The sequence below is a fragment of the Pseudomonas sp. VI4.1 genome (assembly GCF_002029345.1).
Taxonomy (GTDB): Bacteria; Pseudomonadota; Gammaproteobacteria; order Pseudomonadales; family Pseudomonadaceae; genus Aquipseudomonas.
Window position 1 is genome coordinate 42,184 of record NZ_MULM01000164.1, and the last position, 18,146, is coordinate 60,329.

19 protein-coding genes and 2 pseudogenes are annotated in these 18,146 nt (G+C 55.8%); 14 read left to right on the forward strand and 7 right to left on the reverse strand.

Annotated elements, in window-relative coordinates:
• Positions 1-92: 92 nt before the first annotated feature.
• The 9 genes from ndoA to BZ163_RS19665 all read left to right on the forward strand — a co-directional run bounded on the left by ndoA (position 93) and on the right by BZ163_RS19665 (position 8,505).
• Positions 93-407, forward strand: a complete 315-nt coding sequence (ndoA, locus tag BZ163_RS19625) for a naphthalene 1,2-dioxygenase system ferredoxin NdoA (RefSeq protein WP_011117470.1) — start codon at positions 93-95, stop codon at positions 405-407.
• 70 nt (positions 408-477) lie between these two features.
• Complete coding sequence (ndoB, locus tag BZ163_RS19630; protein ID WP_128872255.1) at positions 478-1,827, forward strand: naphthalene 1,2-dioxygenase system large oxygenase NdoB; 1,350 nt, start codon at positions 478-480, stop codon at positions 1,825-1,827.
• A 14-nt stretch (positions 1,828-1,841) separates the two neighbouring features.
• A complete protein-coding gene (ndoC, locus tag BZ163_RS19635) occupies positions 1,842-2,426 on the forward strand; it encodes a naphthalene 1,2-dioxygenase system small oxygenase NdoC (protein ID WP_011117401.1) in 585 nt (194 codons plus the stop codon).
• A 68-nt stretch (positions 2,427-2,494) separates the two neighbouring features.
• Positions 2,495-3,274: a 3-(cis-5,6-dihydroxycyclohexa-1,3-dien-1-yl)propanoate dehydrogenase gene (gene hcaB / locus BZ163_RS19640; protein WP_128872256.1), complete on the forward strand. Its 780-nt coding sequence runs from the start codon at positions 2,495-2,497 to the stop codon at positions 3,272-3,274.
• 46 nt (positions 3,275-3,320) lie between these two features.
• Positions 3,321-4,772, forward strand: a complete 1,452-nt coding sequence (locus tag BZ163_RS19645; RefSeq protein ID WP_011117403.1) for an aldehyde dehydrogenase — start codon at positions 3,321-3,323, stop codon at positions 4,770-4,772.
• A 27-nt stretch (positions 4,773-4,799) separates the two neighbouring features.
• Positions 4,800-5,708 (forward strand): 1,2-dihydroxynaphthalene dioxygenase, encoded by a 909-nt coding sequence (nahC, locus tag BZ163_RS19650; RefSeq protein WP_011117404.1) that lies wholly within the window; start codon positions 4,800-4,802, stop codon positions 5,706-5,708.
• Between the two features lie 255 nt (positions 5,709-5,963).
• Positions 5,964-6,599, forward strand: a complete 636-nt coding sequence (locus BZ163_RS19655; protein ID WP_012727770.1) for an OmpW family protein — start codon at positions 5,964-5,966, stop codon at positions 6,597-6,599.
• A 48-nt stretch (positions 6,600-6,647) separates the two neighbouring features.
• Positions 6,648-7,652 carry a trans-o-hydroxybenzylidenepyruvate hydratase-aldolase gene (locus BZ163_RS19660; RefSeq protein ID WP_011117406.1) on the forward strand — a complete coding sequence of 335 codons (1,005 nt, stop codon included), beginning with the start codon at positions 6,648-6,650 and terminating at the stop codon, positions 7,650-7,652.
• A 253-nt stretch (positions 7,653-7,905) separates the two neighbouring features.
• Positions 7,906-8,505, forward strand: coding sequence for a 2-hydroxychromene-2-carboxylate isomerase (locus BZ163_RS19665; RefSeq protein WP_011117407.1), 600 nt, complete (start codon positions 7,906-7,908; stop codon positions 8,503-8,505).
• A 409-nt stretch (positions 8,506-8,914) separates the two neighbouring features.
• On the opposite strand, the pseudogene BZ163_RS19670 reads toward BZ163_RS19665, so the two are convergent.
• Positions 8,915-9,828: pseudogene (locus tag BZ163_RS19670) on the reverse strand (recombinase family protein).
• A 220-nt stretch (positions 9,829-10,048) separates the two neighbouring features.
• Between BZ163_RS19670 and BZ163_RS19675 the strand changes: the two are divergent.
• Positions 10,049-10,408 (forward strand): annotated as a pseudogene (locus BZ163_RS19675) (transposase); the annotation flags it as partial.
• Between the two features lie 255 nt (positions 10,409-10,663).
• On the opposite strand, the gene BZ163_RS19680 reads toward BZ163_RS19675, so the two are convergent.
• Positions 10,664-11,077 carry a helix-turn-helix domain-containing protein gene (locus BZ163_RS19680; RefSeq protein WP_011154418.1) on the reverse strand — a complete coding sequence of 138 codons (414 nt, stop codon included), beginning with the start codon at positions 11,075-11,077 and terminating at the stop codon, positions 10,664-10,666.
• Between the two features lie 105 nt (positions 11,078-11,182).
• Here BZ163_RS19680 and gstA point away from each other — a divergent pair, with 105 nt between their 5' ends.
• The 4 genes from gstA to BZ163_RS34900 all read left to right on the forward strand — a co-directional run bounded on the left by gstA (position 11,183) and on the right by BZ163_RS34900 (position 14,685).
• Entirely contained in the window at positions 11,183-11,800 is a 618-nt protein-coding gene (gstA, locus tag BZ163_RS19685; protein WP_011117411.1) for a glutathione transferase GstA, read from the forward strand.
• 11 nt (positions 11,801-11,811) lie between these two features.
• The gene (locus tag BZ163_RS19690; protein WP_011117412.1) at positions 11,812-12,876 is read left to right on the forward strand and encodes an alkene reductase; all 1,065 of its coding nucleotides are present in this window, start codon (positions 11,812-11,814) and stop codon (positions 12,874-12,876) included.
• Between the two features lie 383 nt (positions 12,877-13,259).
• Positions 13,260-14,291, forward strand: a complete 1,032-nt coding sequence (locus BZ163_RS19695) for an aldo/keto reductase (RefSeq protein WP_011117413.1) — start codon at positions 13,260-13,262, stop codon at positions 14,289-14,291.
• A 16-nt stretch (positions 14,292-14,307) separates the two neighbouring features.
• Complete coding sequence (locus tag BZ163_RS34900) at positions 14,308-14,685, forward strand: glutathione-S-transferase-like protein (RefSeq protein WP_011154419.1); 378 nt, start codon at positions 14,308-14,310, stop codon at positions 14,683-14,685.
• A gap of 193 nt (positions 14,686-14,878) precedes the next feature.
• Here BZ163_RS34900 and BZ163_RS35790 read toward each other — a convergent pair whose 3' ends face one another.
• The 5 genes from BZ163_RS35790 to BZ163_RS19730 form a co-directional block, all read right to left on the reverse strand.
• Complete coding sequence (locus tag BZ163_RS35790) at positions 14,879-15,298, reverse strand: helicase-related protein (RefSeq protein WP_230682653.1); 420 nt, start codon at positions 15,296-15,298, stop codon at positions 14,879-14,881.
• Positions 15,192-15,815 (reverse strand): hypothetical protein, encoded by a 624-nt coding sequence (locus BZ163_RS35795; protein WP_230682654.1) that lies wholly within the window; start codon positions 15,813-15,815, stop codon positions 15,192-15,194. Before BZ163_RS35795 ends, BZ163_RS35790 begins: the two co-directional genes overlap by 107 nt.
• A gap of 193 nt (positions 15,816-16,008) precedes the next feature.
• Positions 16,009-16,920 carry an SdiA-regulated domain-containing protein gene (locus BZ163_RS19720; RefSeq protein WP_011117414.1) on the reverse strand — a complete coding sequence of 304 codons (912 nt, stop codon included), beginning with the start codon at positions 16,918-16,920 and terminating at the stop codon, positions 16,009-16,011.
• Between the two features lie 46 nt (positions 16,921-16,966).
• On the reverse strand, positions 16,967-17,326 hold the full coding sequence (locus tag BZ163_RS19725) for a TraR/DksA family transcriptional regulator (RefSeq protein ID WP_011117415.1): 360 nt from the start codon (positions 17,324-17,326) through the stop codon (positions 16,967-16,969).
• Entirely contained in the window at positions 17,326-18,069 is a 744-nt protein-coding gene (locus tag BZ163_RS19730) for a universal stress protein (protein WP_031319755.1), read from the reverse strand. Before BZ163_RS19730 ends, BZ163_RS19725 begins: the two co-directional genes overlap by 1 nt.
• Positions 18,070-18,146 lie beyond the last annotated feature (77 nt).

Genomic DNA, 18,146 nt, shown 5'->3' on the forward strand with positions numbered 1-18,146 from the left:
TCAAATGAACGTAAACAATAAGGGCAGCGTCTGTATTTGCGGCAGCGAAATGCTCCCTAAATTCCTCATTTACCCCATCTGAGGATTGCTTTATGACAGTAAAGTGGATTGAAGCAGTCGCTCTTTCTGACATCCTTGAAGGTGACGTCCTCGGCGTGACTGTCGAGGGCAAGGAGCTGGCGCTGTATGAAGTTGAAGGCGAAATCTACGCTACCGACAACCTGTGCACGCATGGTTCCGCCCGCATGAGTGATGGTTATCTCGAGGGTAGAGAAATCGAATGCCCCTTGCATCAAGGTCGGTTTGACGTTTGCACAGGCAAAGCCCTGTGCGCACCCGTGACACAGAACATCAAAACATATCCAGTCAAGATTGAGAACCTGCGCGTAATGATTGATTTGAGCTAAGAATTTTAACAGGAGGCACCCCGGGCCCTAGAGCGTAATCACCCCCATTCCATCTTTTTTAGGTGAAAACATGAATTACAATAATAAAATCTTGGTAAGTGAATCTGGTCTGAGCCAAAAGCACCTGATTCATGGCGATGAAGAACTTTTCCAACATGAACTGAAAACCATTTTTGCGCGGAACTGGCTTTTTCTCACTCATGATAGCCTGATTCCTGCCCCCGGCGACTATGTTACCGCAAAAATGGGGATTGACGAGGTCATCGTCTCCCGGCAGAACGACGGTTCGATTCGTGCTTTTCTGAACGTTTGCCGGCATCGTGGCAAGACGCTGGTGAGCGTGGAAGCCGGCAATGCCAAAGGTTTTGTTTGCAGCTATCACGGCTGGGGCTTCGGCTCCAACGGTGAACTGCAGAGCGTTCCATTTGAAAAAGATCTGTACGGCGAGTCGCTCAATAAAAAATGTCTGGGGTTGAAAGAAGTCGCTCGCGTGGAGAGCTTCCATGGCTTCATCTACGGTTGCTTCGACCAGGAGGCCCCTCCTCTTATGGACTATCTGGGTGACGCTGCTTGGTACCTGGAACCTATGTTCAAGCATTCCGGCGGTTTAGAACTGGTCGGTCCTCCAGGCAAGGTTGTGATCAAGGCCAACTGGAAGGCACCCGCGGAAAACTTTGTGGGAGATGCATACCACGTGGGTTGGACGCACGCGTCTTCGCTTCGCTCGGGGGAGTCTATCTTCTCGTCGCTCGCTGGCAATGCGGTGCTACCACCTGAAGGCGCAGGCTTGCAAATGACCTCCAAATACGGCAGCGGCATGGGTGTGTTGTGGGACGGATATTCAGGTGTGCATAGCGCAGACTTGGTTCCGGAATTGATGGCATTCGGAGGCGCAAAGCAGGAAAGGCTGAACAAAGAAATTGGCGATGTTCGCGCTCGGATTTATCGCAGCCACCTCAACTGCACCGTTTTCCCGAACAACAGCATGCTGACCTGCTCGGGTGTTTTCAAAGTATGGAACCCGATCGACGCAAACACCACCGAGGTCTGGACCTACGCCATTGTCGAAAAAGACATGCCTGAGGATCTCAAGCGCCGCTTGGCCGACTCTGTTCAGCGAACGTTCGGGCCTGCTGGCTTCTGGGAAAGCGACGACAATGACAATATGGAAACAGCTTCGCAAAACGGCAAGAAATATCAATCAAGAGATAGTGATCTGCTTTCAAACCTTGGTTTCGGTGAGGACGTATACGGCGACGCGGTCTATCCAGGCGTCGTCGGCAAATCGGCGATCGGCGAGACCAGTTATCGTGGTTTCTACCGGGCTTACCAGGCACACGTCAGCAGCTCCAACTGGGCTGAGTTCGAGCATGCCTCTAGTACTTGGCATACTGAACTTACGAAGACTACTGATCGCTAACAGACGAGTCGACCATGATGATCAATATTCAAGAAGACAAGCTGGTTTCCGCCCACGACGCCGAAGAGATTCTTCGTTTCTTCAATTGCCACGACTCTGCTTTGCAACAAGAAGCCACTACGCTGCTGACCCAGGAAGCGCATTTGTTGGACATTCAGGCTTACCGTGCTTGGTTAGAGCACTGCGTGGGGTCAGAGGTGCAATATCAGGTCATTTCACGCGAACTGCGCGCAGCTTCAGAGCGTCGTTATAAGCTCAATGAAGCCATGAACGTTTACAACGAAAATTTTCAGCAACTGAAAGTTCGAGTTGAGCATCAACTGGATCCGCAAAACTGGGGCAACAGCCCGAAGCTGCGCTTTACTCGCTTTATCACCAACGTCCAGGCCGCAATGGACGTAAATGACAAAGAGCTACTTCACATCCGCTCCAACGTCATTCTGCACCGGGCACGACGTGGCAATCAGGTCGATGTCTTCTACGCCGCCCGGGAAGATAAATGGAAACGTGGCGAAGGTGGAGTACGAAAATTGGTCCAGCGATTCGTCGATTACCCAGAGCGCATACTTCAGACGCACAATCTGATGGTCTTTCTGTGATTCAGTGACCATTTTTACAAATGGTCACTGCAACCGCGGTCACCATTAATCAAAGGGAATGTACGTGTATGGGCAATCAACAAGTCGTTTCGATAACCGGTGCAGGCTCAGGAATCGGTCTCGAACTGGTTCGGTCCTTTAAGTCGGCCGGTTATTACGTATCCGCTCTCGTACGAAACGAGGAGCAAGAGGCGCTTCTTTGCAAAGAGTTCAAGGACGCACTCGAGATTGTAGTGGGCGATGTCCGGGACCACGCAACAAATGAGAAGCTGATAAAGCAAACAATCGATAGATTCGGTCATCTTGATTGTTTTATTGCAAATGCCGGTATCTGGGATTACATGCTGAGCATCGAAGAGCCTTGGGAGAAAATATCGAGCAGTTTTGACGAAATATTCGACATTAATGTCAAGAGCTATTTCAGTGGCATCAGTGCCGCCCTGCCGGAACTGAAAAAGACTAACGGATCAGTGGTGATGACCGCTTCGGTGTCGTCCCATGCGGTCAGTGGTGGTGGTTCTTGCTACATCGCCAGCAAGCATGCGGTGCTCGGTATGGTTAAGGCTTTGGCCTACGAATTGGCCCCCGAAGTTCGCGTGAACGCTGTTTCGCCGGGGGGCACCGTGACGTCTCTGTGCGGTCCCGCGAGCGCCGGTTTCGACAAAATGCACATGAAAGACATGCCCGGCATCGACGATATGATCAAAGGTCTCACGCCTCTTGGGTTTGCAGCCAAGCCCGAAGACGTGGTGGCACCCTATTTGTTGCTGGCTTCGCGAAAGCAAGGAAAATTCATCACCGGCACCGTGATTAGCATTGATGGCGGTATGGCGCTCGGTCGCAAGTGAGCTTGTAGCCGATCAGAAGTTATAGACACATTTCAGGTGACGCCCCATGAAGACAAAACTGTTTATCAATAACGCCTGGATCGATTCTAGTGACCAGCAGACCTTCGAGCGCATACACCCCGTCAGCAGCGATGTGGTGACTGAGAGCGCAAACGCCACAGTGACGGACGCGATAAAGGCGGCGCAAGCGGCCGAGGAGGCGTTCAAGACCTGGAAGGCCGTTGGACCTTCAGAGCGTCGCCGCCTTCTCCTAAAGGTCGCCGATGTCATGGAAAGTAAAACACCCAAGTTCATCGAAGTGATGGCCATGGAGGTGGGAGCTTCCGCCCTTTGGGCCGGATTCAACGTCCATGCGTCTGCCAATGTGTTCCGAGAGGCTGCCTCGCTGGCTACCCAAATTCAGGGTGAAACCATCCCAACGGACAAAGCCGAAACGCTCTCAATGACACTACGTCAGCCGGTCGGCCCGATCCTAAGCATCGTTCCATGGAACGGCACCGCAGTGCTTGCGGCACGAGCCATCGCTTATCCGCTGGTCTGTGGCAACACTGTGGTGTTCAAAGGCTCTGAATTTAGTCCCGCGACGCATGCCCTGATCACCCAGTGCGTGCAGGAAGCCGGGCTGCCCGCTGGCGTGCTCAATTACCTCAACTCTTCGCCTGACCGTTCGCCCGAGATCGCTGACGCACTGATCTCTGCCAAGGAGATCCGCCGCATCAACTTCACGGGTTCCACCCGCGTGGGCAGCATTATCGCGCAGAAAGCCGCGCAACACCTCAAGCGCTGCCTGCTGGAGCTCGGCGGCAAGTCCCCGCTTATTGTTCTGGATGATGCAGACATCGATGCGGCGGTCAAGGCAGCGGTGTTCGGTAGCTTCCTGTTCCAAGGTCAGATCTGCATGTCCACTGAGCGCTTGATCGTTGATGAGAAGATAGCCGACGAATTTGTCGCAAAATTTGTCGAAAAAACTAAGCGCTTGAGCGCAGGCGACCCGTGCGTAACTGGCGACTGCATCATCGGCCCGATGGTCTCGCCAAATTCGGGTGAGCGGATCAATGGTTTGTTCAAAGACGCGATCGACAAAGGGGCAAAAGTTGTTTGCGGCGGCTTGGCCCAAGGTGCGCTCATGCCGGCCACGATCCTGGATCACGTCAAATCTGACATGCGGATTTACGATGAGGAGACCTTTGGTCCCATCACCGTGGTAATCCGTTGTAAAGGCGAAGCAGAGGCCGTCCGCATTGCCAACGACAGCGTCTATGGCCTGTCGTCGGGCGTATTTGGCCGCGACATCAACCGCGCTCTACGCGTGGGTATGTCCATCGAATATGGTTCTGTACACATCAACGGTTCGACCGTCCAGAACGAGGCGCAGGCTCCTTACGGAGGCACCAAGAACACCGGCTACGGGCGCTTCGACGGCCGTGCTGTAATCGACGAGTTCACAGAGATCAAGTGGCTGACCATCGAACCTTTCGAGCAGCAATATCCCTTCTGATAAGCACTAACTCCCAGGAATCAAACTATGAGTAAGCAAGCTGCAGTTATCGAGCTCGGATACATGGGTATCTCGGTCAAGGACCCTGATGCGTGGAAATCATTTGCCACGGATATGCTAGGTCTGCAAGTTCTTGATGAGGGTGAGAAGGACCGTTTCTATCTGCGGATGGATTACTGGCATCATCGGATCGTAGTCCATCACAACGGACAGGACGACTTGGAGTACCTAGGCTGGCGTGTAGCCGGCAAGCCGGAGTTCGAAGCTCTGGGTCAAAAGCTTATTGATGCCGGTTACAAGATCCGCATCTGCGACAAAGTTGAGGCTCAGGAGCGTATGGTGTTGGGTCTGATGAAGACAGAAGATCCGGGCGGCAACCCGACCGAGATATTCTGGGGCCCCCGGATCGACATGAGCAACCCGTTCCATCCCGGTCGCCCCCTGCACGGAAAGTTTGTGACCGGTGACCAAGGCTTGGGCCATTGCATCGTTCGCCAAACCGACGTCGCAGAAGCTCATAAGTTTTATAGCCTGCTGGGCTTCCGTGGGGACGTCGAATACCGGATTCCGTTGCCCAACGGCATGACTGCCGAACTGTCGTTCATGCATTGCAACGCCCGTGATCACTCCATTGCTTTTGGTGCCATGCCCGCTGCCAAACGACTCAATCACTTGATGCTTGAGTACACCCATATGGAAGACTTGGGATACACGCACCAACAGTTTGTAAAGAACGAAATTGACATTGCCTTGCAGCTTGGCATTCACGCCAACGACAAGGCGTTGACGTTCTATGGTGCAACGCCTTCGGGCTGGCTCATTGAGCCCGGCTGGCGAGGTGCCACGGCCATAGATGAAGCGGAGTATTACGTCGGCGACATCTTCGGCCATGGCGTGGAGGCCACTGGATATGGCCTGGATGTAAAACTGAGCTAAAGATGCGCGCTCGTTGGGCGAGGCTCTAGTCCAGCATCTTCATACGCAACCAACCTTGCAGGGCGATGAGATCAAAGGACGTTAAAGCGAAGGGGAAGTGGTTCGGGCCATGCGCATACCGATCCATGACATTTGTTTCATAGTATATAGGTAGATAGGTGAATCAAGCGCTTAGTCAACTAGTGGACACATCTGTTCCATGAGGCTATCTACTATCTATTCAAAACAAGAATAATAAATAGGATGAAAATAATAATGATAAAAAGAACGATTTGTCTTGTGTATCCTCTATTCTGTTTGGCAAGCCCCACATGGGCCGAAGAGTCGCCTTGGACGTACCGTATTGGTATGACTAATGTAGCTTTCGATGCTAGCGCAAAAGTATACTTAAATGGTCAGCGGGTGCCAGGAGGAAGCGCTGATGCGAGCGATAACAACGCGCTTACATTCGACTTCGGCTACGCCATCAACGACCAGTGGAATGTACGTGCGATTGTCGGTATTCCGCCTACAACTAAAGTGACGGGCGCAGGCACACTTCCTGGTATCCAGCTGGGGAAAATAACTTACGCTCCAACAGTATTAACGTTGAACTATAACCTCCCCGCTTTGGGTCCCGTTCGCCCTCACATAGGTGCGGGAGTCAATTACACGCGGATTTTTGAAAGTCGGGACGCTAATCTAAAATCGTTCGATGCCGACCACGCTTGGTCCCCCGCGCTACATGTTGGTGCCGATATTGACGTTAACCGTGGTTGGTTCGTTAGCATTGATATCCGGAAGTTATACCTGAAAACCGACGCATCAGGGTACTTGGGGCCACAGGAGGCTAAAGCACGGGTAACTCTTGACCCATTACTAACTTCGATCGCGATCGGACGCCAATTCTGATGATTCTGTTTAAAGTTCTTTATCTATCTAACCGCAAAGGGTGTTTCCATGTCGAATAAAATTATGAAAACGTCGCGTCTTACCGCCGAAGATATCAACGGCGCCTGGACTATAATGCCCACACCCTCGACGCCTGATGCTTCTGATTGGCGCAGCACTGCCACCGTGGACTTAGAAGAGACTGCCCGCATAGTTGAAGAGCTGATTGCAGCTGGTGTCAACGGTATTCTAAGTATGGGTACTTTTGGTGAGTGCGCCACGTTGACCTGGGATGAAAAACGTGATTATGTCTCGACGATTGTCGAGACCATTCGTGGTCGCGTGCCTTATTTCTGTGGCACGACAGCCTTAAATACCCGAGAAGTCATCCGCCAGACCCGAGAGCTTATCGATATTGGCGCCAACGGCACTATGCTCGGGGTGCCGATGTGGGTGAAGATGGACCTGCCTACAGCGGTTCAGTTCTATCGTGATGTTGCAGATGCGGTACCAGAGGCTGCCATTGCGATTTACGCCAACCCCGAAGCATTCAAGTTCGACTTCCCTCGCCCATTCTGGGCAGAGATGTCCAAAATTCCGCAGGTAGTGACTGCGAAGTATCTAGGCATCGGAATGCTTGACTTGGACCTGAGACTGGCACCCAACATCCGCTTCCTTCCCCACGAAGATGACTATTACGCGGCCGCACGCATCAATCCCGAGCGCATAACCGCGTTCTGGTCAAGCGGGGCCATGTGCGGCCCGGCTACCGCCATCATGTTGCGTGACGAAGTGGTGCGGGCCAAGAGCACCGGTGACTGGGCCAAGGCCAAAGCCATCTCCGATGATATGCGTGCAGCCGACTCGACATTGTTTCCGCGTGGCGACTTTTCGGAGTTCTCGAAGTATAATATCGGGCTTGAAAAGGCACGGATGGATGCGGCTGGTTGGCTCAAGGCTGGGCCCTGCCGTCCGCCCTACAACCTTGTTCCAGAAGACTACCTCGCTGGTGCACAGAAATCAGGCAAGGCTTGGGCCGCGCTGCACGCTAAATACAGTAATGAATTGAAGTAGTTCACCTCCGCAGACCTGAGTGACAGGGTGGCGCAGACGCTGAGGGTGCAGGAATTAAGTGAGCTAAAGCACATTTCTTGCGCCAGGCATTGCCAGATCAGCAAAGTTTGCTGATCTGGCAGTTTCAAAAATTTGGGCGAAAGCTGATATCAGGAATACGGGATAAAGGCAGTGCACCATAACGACGGGGGCGTGCCATTCGTGATGAACGATTTTGCTATTGTGCCGACTTCTGTTCTTGGAGTGTTTGATTGTGATTGTCGATTTTTATTTCGATTTTTTGAGTCCGTTCTCTTACTTGGCCAACCATCGTTTGTCAAAGCTTGCGCAAGACTATGGCTTTTCCATTCGTTATTACGCAATCGATTTGGCGCGAGTTAAAATAGCCATCGGAAACGTTGGTCCATCTAATCGCGACCTGATAGTCAAGCTGGACTATTTGAAAGTAGATTTGCAACGGTGGGCCGAGCTTTACGAAATACCGTTGGTATTCCCAGCTAACTACAACAGCCGACGGATGAATACTGGGCTTTATTACTCGGGAGCCATGGCACAGACTGGTGCCTATGTGAATGTAGTATTTAATGCGGTTTGGGGAGATGGCATAGCTCCAGATTTGGAAAGCTTGCCTGCTCTGGTATCTGAAAAACTAGGCTGGGATCGTAGCGCCTTCGAGGACTTTATCAGCAGCGATGCCGCAACAGAGAGGTATGACGAGCAGACACATGCCGCGATCGAACGCAAAGTGTTCGGTGTGCCAACGATGTTTTTGGGCGATGAAATGTGGTGGGGAAACGACCGTCTATTTATGCTCGAGAACGCAGTGGGAGGTGCGCCTGTAAATGGAGAATAGTCGCTACGGAGCGCTTGTGCCGGCTAAATGCCGATATAAGTGGTTGACCTGATCGTTATTTGCTCGATACAGCGCTTTCAAAATCAGCGGCTACTGAAGTCAGATAAAAATGCGGGACTACTTCAGGCATCCTGTGCGACACAAAGTTTTACCTGTAATTGTCCACCTATTCCGAGTTTGGAATGGTAGCTGACTCGCTATGCGACCAGCGATAGCCTAACAAGACATGCATCACTGGTAACGGTGGGGTGTGAAGCTCCTGCAACAATGTAGCCCCTTGATGTGTGTATTTGCTGCGAGGTGAAGCACAGATGCTCGGAGCCGTACCGGCTTGTGGCGCTAGGCTGGCAAGTATGAGCAACGTAAGTGGGGGTTGGGGCGCAATGGGAACCAAAAACCAACGCAAGCCTTACCAGCGTCGTTCGGTGCCTTCCTCCCATGCCTCCGCCTCGATAAAGCAGCTGCGCATATCGGCTTCCTGGCTGATCTCGGTTAGTAGGTCATGCAAGGTCTTGTCCAGCGCCTCGTCGCTCCGATACGGAATGGTCAGCTCGTAATGGCCGGTCTCCGACCGCTTCATGCCGTAGGGCTCCAGGCAGTAGCGCTCGATGTTCTCCGTGGCCCGCTTCCGACCGCGCATGAACTTGCTGTTGTTCACCACCGCCAGGCGCAGGGTGACGGTGGCCACCCGCTCGACGGTTGACTCTGCCGGTGACGCGATATTGCGCTTTTGACCTCGCGCCAGGGCGCTCTTCTGGTACGTCCCGATCTCGACGCCACGGTGGCGTAGGTAGCTGTACAGGGTGCTCTTGGAGATGTGCAACTTCTCGCCGATGGCGCTGACGCTCAGGCGGCCCTCGCGGTACAGGGTCTCCGCCGCCATGGCGGTGGCCTCGGCCTTGGCTGGCAGGCCCTTGGGACGGCGACCGATCCGGCCTCGAGTCCGTGCCGCCGACAGGCCCGCCTGAGTCCGCTCGCGGATCAGCTCGCGCTCGAACTGAACAGGTTGAACACCAGGCGATCTTGGGCGTGGGTGCTGTCAATGGGGTCGTTCAGGCTCTGCAAGCCGACTTTGCGTGCAGCCAGCTAGCCGACCAACTCAACCAGGTGCTTGAGCGAGCGACCGAGGCGATCCAGCTTCCAGATCACCACGGCATCGCCCGCTCGAACATGGGCTAGCAACTTGTCCAACTCCGGCCGCGCGCTTTTTGCGCCGCTGGCGATGTCTTGATAGATGCGTTCGCACCCGGCCTGTTTCAGGGCATCGACCTGGAGGTCGGCGTTCTAATCCCGAGTGCTCACCCGCGTATAACCGATCTTCATAAAAAGTACCGTTTACTTGACTGCATTAGTAATAGTTGAACTTTGATTAAGCTTACCAGTTATTTGAACCCTAGCGCAGGTGTAAGCGTCCAGCCGCCCCACCTCTACTCAGCTTGAGGAACCGAGGGGCAGTAGTTCATCAATCCGGCTGTTAGGGAAACTCTGAAGAAGACTTCCTGATTTTGGCAAAATGCCCGGATTTCACCCGCCGAGTTTTCCAATGAAGCAGATGACCTTCCTCGACGCCGAGTATGCCGGTAAGCGCAAACAGACCCGCAAAGAGCTGTTCCTGATCGAGATGGATCGGGTGGTGCCGTGGAAGGGTTTGATTGCCTTGATCGATCCGCATTACCCCAAGGGTGAGGGTGGCCCGCCAGCCTATCCACTGACGGCAATGCTGCGGGTTCATCTGATGCATAAGTGGTTCGGCTACAGCGACCCGGCGATGGAGGAAGCGCTGTACGAGACGACCATCCTGCGCCAGTTTGCCGGGTTGAGCCTGGAGCGCATTCCGGACTAAACCACCATCCCCAACTTCCGCCGGCTGCTGGAGAAACACGAACTACCTACCGGCATCATGTTTGCTGAATTTTCGCCTTTGGCTTTGAGTGCGGCATTCAACCGATACAGGTGTGGCATGACACGCCAAAGAAATCAACCTTGGCGGCTAGAACACTTGTCGATGAAGCGAACAATCCGCAAACGTTAAGGCTACCAGGAAAAACCCAGGATGCGGTAGCCGATAGGCCGCGCGCGCATTGGTCTCCTTCCGTCCAAGAGTGTCAAAGGATATTGGACTAATGCAGCATGCCTCGACCACATGGCCGTGGTCCGTTCATCTGTTGGCCATACGTCTATCGAATCGGACGCGGGCGGCGACGACCTCGGGTTGTTGGCGTTCGGCCCAGTCGATGAGCTCAGTCAGGGACGGCATCAGCGAAGTCCCGAGCGGGGTGAGCCCGTAGCGCACAGATGGGGGTGTCGAGGGCGTTACCTCGCGCCAGATGAGTCCGTCGCGTTCGAGGTGACGCAGCGTCTCGGTCAGCATCCGGCGCGAAATGTCGGGCACGGCGCGGGCCAGCGCATTGAATCGTTGCGGACCCTGCGACAAGGTGACCAGGATCAGCGTCGACCACTTGTCGCCCAAGCGGTTAAGCACATCACGCACGGGACAGCTTCGGTGGCCGGGCGACGGCGGCGCCTCATCAAGGGGTTCAGCGGCATCGGTAAACAAGTCGTCAGGGGGCATGTCGGTTTCCTAAAAGTAACCATGGGCGGTGTGCGTGCCTTCTTGTCTCAAAGTTAATGGTTACTTTACTATACTAGGACCCGAAAATAAACCGAGAGGAACATCATGAAGCTTTATTACAGCCCCGGCGCCTGCTCGCTTTCGCCCCACATCGTGCTTCGCGAGGGCAGTTTCGACTTTAAGCTGGAGCGCGTGGATCTGCAGAGCAAGCAGACCGAAACCGGCTCCGATTACAAAACCATCAATCCCTTGGGTTGCGTCCCGGCCTTGCAGCTCGACGATGGGCAGGTGCTCACCGAAGGACCGGCCATCGTGCAATACCTCGCCGACCGCGTGCCGGAAAAACGCCTGGCGCCGTCGGCGGGCACGCTGGAACATTACCGCCTGATGGAATGGCTCAACTTCATTTCCACGGAGTTGCACAAGGGCTTCGGCGCGCTGTTTAACTCGGCGCTTTCCGATGACGCGAAAGCGGTCATCAATTCGTCGCTCGAACAACGTATCGCTCATGCCGAGAAGCGGCTCGGGGTGGGTCCCTATGTGATGGGCAACGACTTTTCCGTGGCGGACGCCTACCTCTTCACCGTGCTGGGGTGGGCTAAGTACGTGAATGTGGACCTCGCGCCCTGGCCGGGACTGCTCGATTATCTCAGCCGCGTGGCGCCCCGTCCCGCCGTCCAGGCCGCGCTCGCGGCGGAAGGCCTGATTCCTGCATCGAAATAAGGGGAATAAGCATGACCAAGCTGTTTAGCCCTGTCCAACTCGGCCCCTTGAACTTGCCCAACCGTGTCGTGATGGCGCCCATGACCCGCTCGCGGGCGCTGGGCAATGTACCGAACGACTTGATGGCCCAGTACTACAGCCTGCGCGCCGAGGCCGGGCTCCTTATCACCGAAGGCACTTCGCCCTCGCCCAACGGCCTGGGTTATGCGCACATCCCCGGCATCTATTCGGATGCGCAGGTGGCGGGCTGGCGCCAGGTGGCGGAGGCCGTGAATGCTGCTGGCGGTCGCGTCTTCGTGCAGCTCATGCACACTGGGCGGGTGGGTCATCCCGCCAACCTGCCGCTGGGCGCTCACCTGCTCGCGCCATCGGCCGTCGCCGCGCCAGGTGAGATGTGGACGGACACCGAAGGAATGCAGCCGCATCCCGTGCCTGGGACCATGACGGAGCAAGACATTGCGGCGGCGATCGAGGAATATGCCGCTGCGTGTAAAAACACCGTGGCTGCAGGCTTCGACGGCGTCGAGCTGCACGGCGCCAACGGCTATCTCATCGACCAGTTCCTCAACACCGCGTCCAACCACCGCAGCGATCGCTGGGGCGGGAGCATTGACAACCGCATCCGCTTCGCGGTGGAGGTGGCCCGCGCTGCTGCGGCAGCGATCGGCGCCGAGCGGGTCGGCATACGCATCTCGCCTTATGGCGTGTTCAATGGCATGGCGTCGGACGCTGACATGGATGCGTTGTATCTGCGCTTGATCGAGGCGCTCAACGACGTCGGCCTGGTCTATCTCCATGTGGTCGACCACAGTTCCATGGGTGCGCCACCGGTGAGCGAGACTCTCAAGGTGCAACTGCGCACGGCCTTCAGGGGTAAATACATCCTCTCCGGCGGCTATGACGCGGCGCGCACCAATGCCGATCTCGCCGCGAACAAAGGCGATCTCGTCGCCTTCGGCCGCCCCTTCATCGCCAACCCGGACCTGGCGCAAAAACTGAAAAGCGGCGGGGAACTCAAGCCGGCCGATCCCGCCACCTTCTACACGCCTGACGCAAAAGGCTACACGGAGTTCTGATGCGCAAGCCAGCGCCGTTCATCAACCACGGCGGCGAGCCATGCGTCTTCATGGAGTGGCGCCCGCCGACACTTGGGCGCGGCATCGGGCATTTCTGGAAGGATTGCCCGTCACCTTGCCCGAACGACCGCAGGATGAAGTGCTTCGAGGATATCGTAACGGGTGCAGTCGAACGTACACCAGTACCTTCAAATGACGGATGTGATTTTTCCCGGAGGGACCCAAGCGGACGATGCACTGCGGTTGAACCAGCAGGTTTTTCCCTCTGCACGCTGCGTAACGCCTGCTAACGTCGCAACACATTGATGGCTGCTGGGGTCGAAAGACGTATGAATATCCTTTTTGCTCATTATCTCAACCTATTTCAACAGGAGTGACACATCATGCATTACCGCTCACTTGGCAAATCCGGTCTGCTCGTTTCCGAGCTGTGTTTTGGCACTATGAGCTTTGGCCAGCAGGGCTACTGGGAGAAAATCGGCGGGCTTGACCAGTCTGCCGCCCAGCGCCTGGTCGATATCGCGCTGGATGCCGGCATCAATTTTTTCGACAGCGCCGATGTCTATTCCTACGGCCAGTCTGAGGAGATCCTCGGCAAGACGCTCAAGGGCAAGCGCGACAAGGTGGTGTTGGCCACCAAAGTGCGCGGACGTATGAGCCAAGAGATCAACGACGTGGGCTTGAGTCGGCGCCACATCATTCAGAGCTGCGAGAACAGCCTCAGGCGTCTGGGCACCGATTATCTTGATCTCTACATAGTGCACAGCTTTGACTTCATGACGCCGTTAGAGGAAACGCTCTCGACGCTGAACGACCTGGTGCATTCTGGCAAGGTGCGCTACTTGGGTTGTTCGAATTACTTTGCGTGGCAACTGATGAAAGCGTTGTCCATCTCCGAGAGACACCATTGGGAGAAGTTCATTTCGTTGCAGGCTTATTACTCGCTGCTGTCGCGTGACGTGGAGATCGAACTCGCCCCGCTGTGCCGGGACCAGGGGCTGGGTATCACGCCTTGGTCGCCGTTGGGCGCGGGGTTTCTCACCGGCAAATACCCCCGTGGCGGCAAGGGCCCGCGGGGGGCCCGGCGCAGTAAGGAAGAACATAATTTCATTCAGATCGAAGAGGAAAAGGCCTACGCGATCCTGGACGAGGTGCAGCGCATCGCCAAGTTGCGCGGGGTGAGTTCGGCGCAGGTCTCGCTCAATTATCTGCTGCGCAAGTCGCCCGTCAGTTCGGTGATTATCGGCGCCACCAAACCCGAGCAGTTGCAGGACAACCTGAAGACTGTCGATTGGCAGCTTTCGGCTGAGGAGGTCGCCGCACTTGATGAGATCAGCACACCGCCGCGACTGTATCCACACTGGATGCTCGAGTTCACCCGCCTCGACCGCGACAACCCGGCAATGATCATGTAATTGATCGGCGCGCACTGTGGTGCAGATTGATGCACCCATCAAATCGGATGCGGGCGGATTCGACTTTCAGCTTGAACGTGTCAATCTGCAAGGTGCCGAGATTGAAACCGGCGCCGATTACAACTCCATCAACCCCGGCGGCTATGTCTCTGCTTTGCAACTCGATCGGCACAATAAGGAAAACGCTGCGCCAGCCCGCGCCTTTAATTTCTCACGGTGGCGGGCCCTGCTTCTTCATGGACTGGGACCCGCCCGACACCTGGGCGCGGCATCGCGCCTTTCTGGGACGGTTGCCGGCCACTCTGCCCGAACGGTCGCGCACCCTGCTGCACCTTCCTTGTTCGAGACGTGGTTCTTCAGCCGGTCACCGACGGGGTCGGCCTCCCCGATGTAGATCGTTTCTTCGGCGGCATTGCCGACAAGGATGTAGATGCCGACTTGCGAGAAGCCCGGCTCCTGCTTCAACAGGTGTAAAAGCTCTTTGTTGAGACAACGCCGTACCCTGACCAGTTCGATTTGTCGAGGTGATGAATGCCCTCGGGGTCTCCGGATGTTGCGAAAAGAGTAATAGAAAATGGCTGCATTGATTAGCCCCAGGCTGCGCTAATCAGGGTGGCGAGATCGCGCCGCGACAAGACTTCTGTGAATTCACGCCAATCCCTGTCCGATGGCATCATCGTGCCGGTGTAGCGCAGGTCGAAGCCTGTCGCTGTCTTCTGGGCATTGATGTACTCGTCCAACTGTTCACCGAGTGTTTCGATGTCATCGATCCACTCGTCCTTGATGGTGTCAGCCAGCGACCCGAAGAGGTCGTAGCGGTTCTTCATGCGCTCGGACAGGCGCTCGTAGATCTTTTCGTCCACGGTCTGCTCGAACACAAGGTTCAGCATATCCACGGTTTCACGCCGCTGTCCGAAGCGTTTGATCCGGCCAATCCGCTGTCCGAGGCGCGTTGGGTTCCACGGCAGATCGACGTTGATCAGCGTGCCCAAGGTTTGCAGGTTCAAGCCTTTCGCAGGCGGCATCGGTAGCTATCATGACGCGAATCTGGTGCTCGGCGACCATCGGCTTCAAGGTTTCACGCTCGACACTCACGCTGTCGCCGCGCTGGTACAGACGGCTCCGATCCACACCCGCATAAAGGCCGACAGCTTCTTCCGGGTGGCGCGCCGCCAGCGAGTCCGCCAGCCACTTCGCTGTGTCGTAGTACTGCTGAAGATGATGACGCCCAATCCCAGCCATTTCTCCTTGTCGAGAAAATGGACGACGGTCTCCATCTTCGTATCGGCTTCTAACCGCTCGAGTCGGGTGATCAGCCTCTGCAATCGCTCCATTGGCAGCCACCAGATAGGCGTAGTCGCCCTCGGCCAGTCTCTCCGGCTGGCTGATGGCCGTCACCGGCACACCGATGGCATCGACCTCGCTGGCAGGCAAGGCTGCATCGAGCGTGAGCAGTGGCGCATAGTCCTCGCTCACCACGGCAGTGATGTCGGCGCTGGATGCGGTGGCCAGTTGCCAATTCAACTGCCCGGTTCCACCAGCGGCGGCTAGCGCACCGAGATAGGTGTCCGTGTCGGTCAGGTAGGGGAGCCCGCAGAATTCGGAAAAAATCGTACGCTAACAGTTCAAGTGTCCCGGCCACGCCTGACTGTAGCTTGTTGACTGGTCAATCGGTCTCGCGGGTAAAGCGATAGAACAAGTTCGGCTCGCTGACCACTTACAAATACCCTTTATCGTCGATGGTTGCGCCTTCGGCTTGGGGTATACCTTTCAGCAAACCAGCAAACCCCCTCTCCAAGGAGCGGAAACTCACCACCTTGCCCTCATCGGTCATTTCAATCAGCAGTTTCGACTCGTCGCTTAGCAATATCAGATGACCGCTCTGTTGATCGAAGACGACCGAAGACAAGTCAGTGGCAAATACCTTGTCTTTTACTAAGCTGGACAGGTCGCGGACGTGCAGGGAAAAACCTCCTGCCAGACTGGTACGAAGGCCGCTCACCTCAAGCAATTGGCGAGGGTCACGCTCCTTGGTCACAAACAGGCGGTCACCTTCCAGGTCGTAGGCGAGCCCTTCAAGGCCTTTGTTGTCCTCTTTGCCAAGCGCCAAGGTCAGGATTGGATACTGGTTTCGGCTCAATGAGCGGTCAGAAGAAAGCTTGCCGTCTTCGTCGATGAGGACATCCACGATAACCAGGCTCTGCCGACGCTCCTCGGCAATTACCAATTGACCGTTGCCGGCATAAGACACCGCTTCCACATCGTGGAAGCCATCCAGGCTGTAACGTCGCTCCACGTCACCGTCACGGCTGAGGGCCAGCAGTTCGTTCGGGCCATTGGTAACCGCCCACAGCAGTTTTAGATCAGGGTCGAAGGTCAGGCCCGAAAGGTTATTGTCCACACCGGGAACCGGCTTAACATCCAGCTCAACCCGATAGCCAGGCAGCCACACAGAGCGTTCCTGCCAATCGTCGGTGTGCCAGTAGGTCGTGATCCAGAAGTACAAGCGATCATCAAGGTGATGGGTGCGGACTTGGAATACGGTGAGCAACACCAGGCACAGCAGCGTCCACATCCAGATGCTTGCTTTCCGTGTTCGGCCCAGCCAGTTTTTTGCCAACAAATACATTCGGAACCTCGTTAATCGGGGCTGACGCCACGAGCTGTCATGGGGTTCAACCCGACTCGACGCGACTGGCACAGGTGATACACAGTGGCGTGGCCGGATCAAACACCAGGCGACCCAGGGCGATCAACGCGCCGCATTGGTTACACCAGCCATACTCACCCTTATGCCAGCGCTTGAGGGCCTGTTGGAGGCGGACGCGTTCATGCTGCGCCCGACCTCGGATGGCATCGTTCATTGCTTGCTGCTGGAGTGCGTCCATCCTCGACAGACGCCCTACCTTGCTTTGATCCAGCTCTACCGATTGCGAGCGAGATTCAGCGTCTTCCAGCAATCGATCCAGCTCGGCAGCGCGCTGTTCCAGCAGGGTCTTGAAATGGGCAAGATTGAGGGCGTCGTCCATGGCCATTAGCGGAGCAGCAACAGCGGACTGGTGGTTGTGCGAAGCATGCTGGTCGTGGTGCTGCCGACCAGGAATTGCCGGATACGTGAATGTCCATAGGCCCCCATCACCAGCAGATCGATGCCATGCTCTTTCTGATAGGCGTGCAAGGTAGGCTCTATCTCACCGCTCCGGGTATCGGCACGAACAGTGAAGCCGACGTTGATCAGCACTTTCTGCGCCCAGTCCAGCTGTGCGGACGCTTCATCGCTTACGGTGCCAACCATGACCAGGTGGATCGGCAACCCCTTCAGCAGCGGGCTGGCTGCCCGCATCTCCACCCCCTTGCGGGTAGTAGCTCCGCCATCGAATGCCAGCATCGCGCTCTTGGGCTTTTGGAAGCTGGCCGGGGTGACGAGGATCGGCCGGTGCATGATACGAATCACGCTTTCCAGCTGGCTCCCGACATGCTGACTCAGACCACCGCTAGATTCGCCCTGGCGACCGATGACCAGCAGGCGCGTTTCGCTTTGCAGCTCTTGCAGGCTTTCCAGCAAATCGCCATGACGTTGCTTGGACTCCGGCGCGGTCACACCATACGTCATGGCTCGCTCTTTCGCGGCCGCTAACATGATCCGCCCCTGCTCCAGGGCCAACTTGCCGCGCTGTTCATCCAGGGAAGCAAGCTCATCGAGCAGATGCTCGCGGCTGCAAAGGCCGATATTACCACTCAAGTCGGCCGCAACTGGGTACTGGCGCTGATCCAGCATGGCGCAGGCCATGTGCAGCTGGTCGATACGAGGTCAAATTGTCGGATGTAGGGGAGCTGTGGCGGGTGTTAAAACCG

What these genes read in the sequence shown, in the direction of transcription:
- ndoA (WP_011117470.1), top strand. Translation starts at nt 93, where the DNA reads ATGACAGTAAAGTGGATTGAAGCAGTCGCTCTTTCTGACATCCTTGAA.
- ndoB (WP_128872255.1), top strand. Translation starts at nt 478, where the DNA reads ATGAATTACAATAATAAAATCTTGGTAAGTGAATCTGGTCTGAGCCAA.
- ndoC (WP_011117401.1), top strand. Translation starts at nt 1,842, where the DNA reads ATGATGATCAATATTCAAGAAGACAAGCTGGTTTCCGCCCACGACGCC.
- hcaB (WP_128872256.1), top strand. Translation starts at nt 2,495, where the DNA reads ATGGGCAATCAACAAGTCGTTTCGATAACCGGTGCAGGCTCAGGAATC.
- BZ163_RS19645 (WP_011117403.1), top strand. Translation starts at nt 3,321, where the DNA reads ATGAAGACAAAACTGTTTATCAATAACGCCTGGATCGATTCTAGTGAC.
- nahC (WP_011117404.1), top strand. Translation starts at nt 4,800, where the DNA reads ATGAGTAAGCAAGCTGCAGTTATCGAGCTCGGATACATGGGTATCTCG.
- BZ163_RS19655 (WP_012727770.1), top strand. Translation starts at nt 5,964, where the DNA reads ATGATAAAAAGAACGATTTGTCTTGTGTATCCTCTATTCTGTTTGGCA.
- BZ163_RS19660 (WP_011117406.1), top strand. Translation starts at nt 6,648, where the DNA reads ATGTCGAATAAAATTATGAAAACGTCGCGTCTTACCGCCGAAGATATC.
- BZ163_RS19680 (WP_011154418.1), bottom strand. Translation starts at nt 11,077, where the DNA reads ATGCCCCCTGACGACTTGTTTACCGATGCCGCTGAACCCCTTGATGAG.
- gstA (WP_011117411.1), top strand. Translation starts at nt 11,183, where the DNA reads ATGAAGCTTTATTACAGCCCCGGCGCCTGCTCGCTTTCGCCCCACATC.
- BZ163_RS19690 (WP_011117412.1), top strand. Translation starts at nt 11,812, where the DNA reads ATGACCAAGCTGTTTAGCCCTGTCCAACTCGGCCCCTTGAACTTGCCC.
- BZ163_RS19695 (WP_011117413.1), top strand. Translation starts at nt 13,260, where the DNA reads ATGCATTACCGCTCACTTGGCAAATCCGGTCTGCTCGTTTCCGAGCTG.
- BZ163_RS19720 (WP_011117414.1), bottom strand. Translation starts at nt 16,920, where the DNA reads ATGTATTTGTTGGCAAAAAACTGGCTGGGCCGAACACGGAAAGCAAGC.
- BZ163_RS19725 (WP_011117415.1), bottom strand. Translation starts at nt 17,326, where the DNA reads ATGGCCATGGACGACGCCCTCAATCTTGCCCATTTCAAGACCCTGCTG.
- BZ163_RS19730 (WP_031319755.1), bottom strand. Translation starts at nt 18,069, where the DNA reads ATGCTGGATCAGCGCCAGTACCCAGTTGCGGCCGACTTGAGTGGTAAT.